Source organism: Streptomyces sp. MZ04 (assembly GCF_004684775.1).
GTDB lineage: Bacteria > Actinomycetota > Actinomycetes > Streptomycetales > Streptomycetaceae > Streptomyces.
This window is the reverse complement of record NZ_SRIC01000349.1, coordinates 1-7,631: the sequence shown is the minus strand read 5'-3', so window position 1 is coordinate 7,631 and position 7,631 is coordinate 1. Positions and strand designations below refer to the sequence as shown.

Below are 7,631 nucleotides of genomic sequence, written 5' to 3'. Positions count from 1 at the left end.
GTTTCATGAGCGTCTCGTGGGCTCGGAGATGTGTATAGGAGACAGGGTCGGTGACGGGCAGGACCTCCGTGGGCCGGTTGTCGGACGCGAGCACGCGGTAGGCCGCGGCGATGCCGGCCACGGGGGTCGGATCGGGCTCGGGTTCGGGGCGTGGGGCACGGCCGGGAGCTGCGGTCGTGCCGGGGAGGGGCGCTGCGGCGGTGTCCCTGCGGGCGGGCCTGTTTCTGTTCTCCGGTTCGAGGACGGCCAGGATCCGGGCGGCGACCTTCCGCTTGACCGGGAGCGGGGCCGCGCGCAGCGCGACGGCTCCCGCGACGGCGACCAGGCACAGGCTGTAGAGGGCGATCACCCATGGTGCGGGCGCGCGTCCCGCGTACAGGCCGTGCATCAGCGCCGAGCACCAGGCGGGGTAGGCGAGCATGTGCAGCGCCCGCCAGCGCGAGGCGATCTGGGCCGGGGAGGCGAAGGCGCTGCGCAGGGCCCCCGTGATGCCCGTGGTCACCATGAGGAGCCCGGCGAGCGAGCCGAGTCCGATGAGCCCGTCGGTTCCGGAGAAGCCGAGCCCGAAGGGCACGAAGGCGCCGACCGGCGACACATGGTCGAGCACGAGTTTGACGGTGACGTGCAGCAGCAGGAATCCGATGGAGGCGACCGCCGTGGCCCGGTGCACGGCCTGGGCGAGCAGTCGCTGACGGGAGTGGAGGAACAGGCGGTCCGTGGCGACCAGGCCCCAGACCACGGCGGAGGTCAGGCTGACCAGGGACAGGACGCCGATGGTGTAGTCGAGGGCGGCGCGGAAGGCGTCGCTCCCGGCTATGACGAGCAGGGGTATCAGCAGCAGCGCCACTGTGTAGAGGACCCCGCGGGTGGTTCTGCTCGGCTCGGGGAACGCGGGGAACGCGCGGCTTTCGCGATCAGTGCGGCTCTTGCGGCTCGCACGGGATGTGCGAGTGGTGGTGCGGCTCGGGCGATCGGTGCGGCTTTCGCGATCGGTGCGGCTTGCGCGGCTTTCGCGATGAGGGCTCAGAGGGTTCATGGGGGCGACTCCGAAATGGCTCGATCGCCGCATGCTAAGTCGCCGCATACCAGGGAGTACGGGGTTTGAGTTATTGCGTTGTTATCAAAGCGCGACACGATCTTGGTGTTGCCCCGATAGTGGTCGGTACGCGGAGTAACCTTTGGCCAAAGGTGGAGCCTGAGCTTCCGATGGCCCTCCGGAGCGTCATCGGGCGTGATCGAGCGTCACGGGCCCGGCTCGTCGCGGGCCGCGCGGGCGCTGCGGTACCCTGACGCCATGCGTGCCGTACGCCTTCTGCTTAGCGGGCCGCGCTGATCAGTCCCGACCGCCGGAAATTCGCGGTCGGCATCGGCGCGGCGTCCCCTCCTGTGTGAGGGGCTTTTTCATTTGGCCGGGACGGTCAATTCCGCAGGCAGAGACGATCGATGGAGCTTTGAGGATCATGAGCGAGACGAATTCTGCTGCCGCCTCCGAGGTGGCCGCGCCGCACCGCTACACGGCCGCCCTGGCCGCCGAGATCGAGGCACGCTGGCAGGACTTCTGGGACGCCGACGGCACGTACGAGGCGCCGAACCCGAGCGGCGACATGGCGGCGGACGGCGAAGCGCAGGCCGCACTGGTCGCCAAGCCCAAGCAGTTCATCATGGACATGTTCCCGTACCCCTCCGGTGCGGGCCTGCACGTCGGCCACCCCCTGGGGTACATCGCCACGGACGTCTACGCCCGCTTCCAGCGCATGACGGGCCACAACGTCCTGCACACCCTGGGCTTCGACGCCTTCGGCCTGCCCGCCGAGCAGTACGCCGTCCAGACGGGCACCCACCCCCGGGTCTCCACCGAGGCCAACATCGAGAACATGAAGTCGCAGCTGCGCGGTCTGGGCCTGGGCCACGACAAGCGCCGCTCCTTCGCGACGATCGACCCGGACTACTACAAGTGGACCCAGTGGATCTTCGTACAGATCTTCAACTCCTGGTACGACGACGAGGCGAAGAAGGCCCGCCCGATCGCCGACCTGGTCGCGCAGTTCGAGACCGGTGAGCGCGCCGTACCGAACTCCACGCGCGCGTGGCACGAGCTGAGCGCCAACGAGCGCGCCGACGTCCTGAGCGAGTACCGCCTGGCGTACGCCTCCGACGCCCCCGTCAACTGGTGCCCCGGCCTGGGCACCGTCCTGGCGAACGAGGAGGTCACCGCCGACGGCCGCTCCGAGCGCGGCAACTTCCCCGTCTTCAAGTCCAAGCTGCGCCAGTGGAACATGCGCATCACCGCGTACGCGGACCGCCTGCTGGACGACCTGGACGCCCTGGACTGGCCCGAGGCCATCAAGCTGCAGCAGCGCAACTGGATCGGCCGCTCCGAAGGCGCGCGCGTCGACTTCCCGGTCGGCTCCGGCGACGAGGCCATCACCGTCTTCACGACCCGTCAGGACACCCTGTTCGGCGCCACCTACATGGTCCTGGCGCCCGAGCACGAGCTGGTCGACCAGGTCATCCCGGCCGCCTGGCCCGAGGGCACCCACGACGTGTGGACCGGCGGCCACGCGACGCCGGCCGAGGCCGTCGCCAAGTACCGCGCGTTCGCCGCCGCCAAGTCCGACGTGGAGCGCCAGGCCGACGCCAAGGAGAAGACCGGAGTCTTCACCGGCGTCTACGCCACCAACCCGGTCAGCGGCGAGCAGGTCCCGGTCTTCATCGCCGACTACGTACTGATGGGCTACGGCACCGGCGCGATCATGGCCGTCCCGGCGCACGACAGCCGCGACTTCGCCTTCGCCCGCGCCTTCGAGCTGCCGATGCGCTGCGTGGTCGAGCCCTCGGACGACCGTGGGACCGACGCCTCCACGTGGGACGACGCGTTCTCCTCGTACGAAGCGAAGCTGGTCAACTCCTCCGGAGAGGGCATCTCGCTGGACGGCCTGGGGGTCGTCGACGCGAAGGCGCGCATCACGGAGTGGCTGGCCCGCAAGGGCATCGGCGAGGGCACCGTCAACTTCCGGCTGCGCGACTGGCTGTTCAGCCGCCAGCGCTACTGGGGCGAGCCCTTCCCGATCGTCTACGACGAGGACGGCATCGCCCACTCGCTGCCCGAGTCGATGCTGCCCCTGGAGCTGCCGGAGGTCGACGACTACTCCCCGCGCACCTTCGAGCCGGACGACGCGGACACCTCTCCGGAGACGCCGCTGTCCCGCAACGAGGACTGGGTCAACGTCACCCTGGACCTGGGCGACGGACCCAAGAAGTACCGCCGCGAGACCAACACCATGCCCAACTGGGCCGGTTCCTGCTGGTACGAGCTGCGCTACCTGGACCCGCACAACGACCAGAAGCTGGTCGACCCGGCCATCGAGCAGTACTGGATGGGCCCGCGCGCGGGCCAGCCGACCGGCGGTGTCGACCTGTACGTGGGCGGCGCCGAGCACGCGGTGCTGCACCTGCTGTACGCCCGCTTCTGGTCGAAGATGCTGTTCGACCTGGGACACATCTCGTCGGCCGAGCCGTTCCACAAGCTGTTCAACCAGGGCATGATCCAGGCCTACGTGTACCGCGACAGCCGTGGCTTCCCGGTGCCGGCCACCGAGGTCGAGGAGCGCGACGGCAAGTACTTCTTCGAGGGCGAGCCGGTCAAGCGCGAGCTGGGCAAGATGGGCAAGTCCCTGAAGAACGCGGTCACTCCGGACGAGATCTGCGAGGAGTACGGCGCGGACACCCTGCGCCTGTACGAGATGGCGATGGGCCCGCTGGACGTCTCGCGTCCGTGGGACACGCGCGCGGTGGTCGGCCAGTACCGCCTGCTGCAGCGCCTGTGGCGCCTGATCGTCGACGAGTCGACCGGTGAGGTCACGGTCGCGGACGTCGCGGAGACCGAGATCGCCGAGGGCACCCTGCGCGCCCTGCACAAGGCGATCGACGGAGTGCGCCAGGACCTGGACGGCATGCGGTTCAACACCGCCATCGCCAAGATCACCGAGCTGAACAACTACCTGACCAAGGAGGGCGGCGCCCTGCCGCGCTCGGTCGCCGAGCGCCTGGTGCTGCTGATCGCGCCGCTGGCCCCGCACGTCGGCGAGGAGCTGTGGCGCAGGCTGGGCCACACCGACTCGGTGGTCCACCAGGACTTCCCCGTCGCCGACCCGGCGTTCGTCGTGGACGAGACCGTGACCTGCGTCGTCCAGATCAAGGGCAAGGTCAAGGCGCGCCTGGAGGTCTCCCCGGCGATCTCGGACGAGGAGCTGGAGAAGGTGGCCCTGGGCGACGAGCGTGTCCTGGCGGCGCTGGACGGCGCCGGGATCCGCAAGGTCATCGTGCGGGCGCCGAAGCTGGTGAACATCGTCCCCGCGTAGCGCATCGGGGTCTTCCCTTACGGGCAGGTTGGGGGTTCCGCCGGAACCCTCGGCCTGCCCTTTGCGTTTACCGTTGAAGGGTCGGTGCGGAACCCGCCGCCGGACTCGAGACGCAGGACTTGAGAGGAGCGTCATGGACGCCGTGATCGCAGTCGTGGCGCTGCTCGTCGTGCTGTTCCTGGTCTTCGGTGCGTACGTGACGGTGAAGGCGATCGGCGCGGCCAAGCGCGGCGTGGACCGCACGATCTCGCAGGCCCGTCGCACGGTGGAGGACACGACGCTCCGGGCGAGGAGCTTCGGGCAGGTGGGCGCCGCCGGCGAACTGGCCCAGTTGCGGCTCTCTTTGCGTACGTCGATGCGGGCCACGCAGGAGGCGCTGCAGGCGGGAGTCGTCGAGGACGCCTCGCTGAAGGAGTCCCTGGGGCTCTTCGAACGGCTGAGTGTCCATGGCCATGAGCTGGACGACGAACTCAAGCGGCTCGAGCGGGACCCGGACAGGATCAGCCTGGCCGAGCGGCTCCCCGGACTGCGGGAGCGTACGGAGCAGATCACCAAGTCGGCGGACTCGCTGCGGTGGTCGGCGCGCGACCGGGCCCGCAGGTTCGCCGACGACGACCTGGACTCGCTGAGCACGCAGATCGACATGGAGGCGGGCGCCCTGCGGCACTGGACGACGGAGCCGTCGTCGAGCCAGACCCCGGCCTCAGCGACCTCGGCGACCTCCTGGCCCGAGCCCGAGGCGCACGCGGACAAGGGCGCCGAGCAGACCTGGGCGGAGCCGTCCAAGGAGTCCGAACAGGAGTCGGAGCGTCCCGCGATCACCCCGCCGGCGCCGCAGCCGGTCCACCCCTGGCAGAAGAAGGCCAGGCCCGAGAGCACGACCTGACGGGTCCGCGCGCAAGGGGTCGGGCTGCCGCCCCCGGGTCCAGGCAGGTAATCTCCAGCGCATGTCCCGTCATGTCGCGATCGTCACGGATTCAACGGCCTACCTGCCGCAGCGGACGATGGAGCGGCACAGCATCACAGCGGTGCCCCTGACCGTGGTCCTCGGCGATCAGGCGCTTGAGGAGGGCACGGAGATCTCCGCCCGCTCGCTCGCCCTCGCGCTGCAGAAACGGCGGCCGGTGACCACGTCCCGGCCGAGCCCCGAAGTCTTCGCGCAGACCTATCGCAAGGTCGCGGAGGCGGGCGCGACGGCGATCGTCTCGCTGCATCTGTCCGCCGAGTTCTCGGGCACGTACGACGCGGCGGTCCTCGCGGCGAAGGACGCGCCGGTGCCGGTACGGGTGGTGGACACCGGGATGGTCGCGATGGCCCTGGGTTTCTGCGCGCTCTCCGCGGCGGAGGCGGCCGAGTCCGGCGGCTCGGTGGACGAGGCGGTGGCGGCCGCGGAGAAGCGGGCCGCGGGCACGTCCGCGTACTTCTACGTCGACACCCTGGACTATCTGCGCCGGGGCGGGCGGATCGGCGCGGCGCAGGCGCTGCTCGGCTCCGCGCTCGCGGTGAAGCCGCTGCTTCAGCTGGACGGCGGGCGCATCGAGATGCTGGAGAAGGTGCGGACGGCGTCGAAGGCGATCGCCCGCCTTGAGGAGATCGTGGTCGAGCGGGCCGGGGCGAACCGCGTCGACATCGCGGTGCATCACCTGGCCGCGCCGGAGCGGGCCGCGGCGCTCGCCGAGCGGCTCAGGGAACGGGTGCCGGGCCTGGCCGAACTGCATGTCAGCGAGGTGGGCGCGGTGATCGGGGCCCATACGGGGCCGGGGTTGTTGGGGGCCGTGGTCTCGCCTCGCTGAGGCGGTCGCTGCGCCTGTGGGTGACGGAGTTATCCACAACTCACGGGTAATCCACGGGAATTGACCAAGATCAACATAATTCTGGCGCAGTGCCTAGCGTCGTCGGCATGGCACTTCGATCACTTTCACGGACGTCACCTCCTTCTACATCTCCTACGAGTGGGCCAGGGCGGGCGCGCGGCTCCGACGGCCGTGCTGCGGACGGTCGCGGGAGTCAGCGGCACGCCCGCAGACGGGCCGCCCGGCGACGGCATGCTTCGGCGGAGGTGCTGCGGCTGCGCGCGGAGAGGCTGTTCGCCGAGTCTGAACGAGCGGGCGGCGGCGTCGGGTTGAGGTCGGGAGCGCCTCCGGATGCGCGCCGGGAGGCGCCATCGGCTGCGGGGCGGCCCGCGCCGGAGCCGGCGGTGCGGCCCGATACGGAGCCGCCGGTGCGGGGGCGGGCGGGGCTTGCCGTGCGGGAGCGGCTGCCGCTGTGGCTGCAACTGAGGTGTGGGCTCGAGCGGCGGAGCCTGATCGCGCTGGCTGCGGTCCTGGTCCTCGCCACGGTGTTCGCCGCCCAGCACTTCTGGGCGGGGCGCACCCTGCCGGTGCGGGCGCCGGAGGTGGTGCGGGCGGCGTCCGACGGGGAGGCGGAGCCGTCTCCGTCTCCGGGGGTTCCGCCTCCGGAGAGCGGCAGCGGCCGCACGGTGGCTGGTTCGACGGCCGGTGCAGAGGGCTCGGCGGGCGGCGAGGCCGGTGGCGGCATCGTCGTGGACATCAGCGGGAAAGTCCGCAGCCCAGGCATCCTGCGGCTGCCCGCGGGCTCCCGGGTCGCCGACGCGCTGAAGGCGGCGGGCGGGGTCCGCCCCGGTGCGGACACGGACGGCCTCAATCGCGCCCGGCTGCTCATCGACGGCGAGCAGGTGGTGGTGGGCGCGCCGGGGGTGGCACCTGCCGTGCCCGGCGCCGGGGTTGCCGCCGGGCCGACGGGAGCGAGTCCCGCCGCGCCGGTCGGGCTCAACACGGCCACCGCCGAGCAGCTCGACGGGCTGCCCGGTGTCGGTCCCGTGCTGGCGCAGCACATCATCGACTACCGCACGGAGCACGGCGGCTTCCGCTCGGTCGACGAACTGCGCGAGGTCAACGGCATCGGCGACCGCCGCTTCGCCGACCTGCGGAATCTGGTGCGGCCATGAGGCCGACGCCCTCGGCCGCGCACCCGGTCCGCCCCGCGGTGCACGCATCGTCCGGGCGCAGGCTCGGGGACTCCCACCCTCGGCAGGAGGGCCCGGCGGACCTCCGCCTCGTACCGCCCGCGCTGGTGGCCTGGGCGGCGGCGGCCCTGGCGCTGGACGCCGCGCCCCGATGGGTGATCGCGGCAGTGGTGGTCTGTGTGGTGGTGGCGGGCGCCCTGTTGGTGACGCTGACGGTGCGGGGGTGGCGGACGGGCGAGGGGCGATCGGCTGAGCAGGGGCGCGAGCGAGAGCGGGAGCGGGAG

The 7,631-nt window shown here is 71.2% G+C and carries 4 protein-coding genes and 2 pseudogenes; 5 read left to right on the top strand and 1 reads right to left on the bottom strand.

From position 1 onward, the window contains the following. Positions 1 to 847, bottom strand: a pseudogene (locus tag E2651_RS38690) (hypothetical protein); the annotation flags it as partial. 613 nt (positions 848 to 1,460) lie between these two features. Between E2651_RS38690 and leuS the strand changes: the two are divergent. The 5 genes and pseudogenes from leuS to E2651_RS38660 form a co-directional block, all read left to right on the top strand. Next, complete coding sequence (gene leuS / locus E2651_RS38680; protein WP_135335957.1) at positions 1,461 to 4,361, top strand: leucine--tRNA ligase; 2,901 nt, start codon at positions 1,461 to 1,463, stop codon at positions 4,359 to 4,361. 133 nt (positions 4,362 to 4,494) lie between these two features. Continuing rightward, entirely contained in the window at positions 4,495 to 5,247 is a 753-nt protein-coding gene (locus tag E2651_RS38675; RefSeq protein ID WP_135335956.1) for a hypothetical protein, read from the top strand. Between the two features lie 61 nt (positions 5,248 to 5,308). Then, positions 5,309 to 6,154 (top strand): DegV family protein, encoded by an 846-nt coding sequence (locus E2651_RS38670; RefSeq protein ID WP_135335955.1) that lies wholly within the window; start codon positions 5,309 to 5,311, stop codon positions 6,152 to 6,154. Between the two features lie 107 nt (positions 6,155 to 6,261). Next, positions 6,262 to 7,329 (top strand): ComEA family DNA-binding protein, encoded by a 1,068-nt coding sequence (locus E2651_RS38665; RefSeq protein ID WP_135335954.1) that lies wholly within the window; start codon positions 6,262 to 6,264, stop codon positions 7,327 to 7,329. Continuing rightward, positions 7,326 to 7,631: pseudogene (locus tag E2651_RS38660) on the top strand (MBL fold metallo-hydrolase); the annotation flags it as partial. The gene E2651_RS38665 and the pseudogene E2651_RS38660, both read left to right, overlap by 4 nt.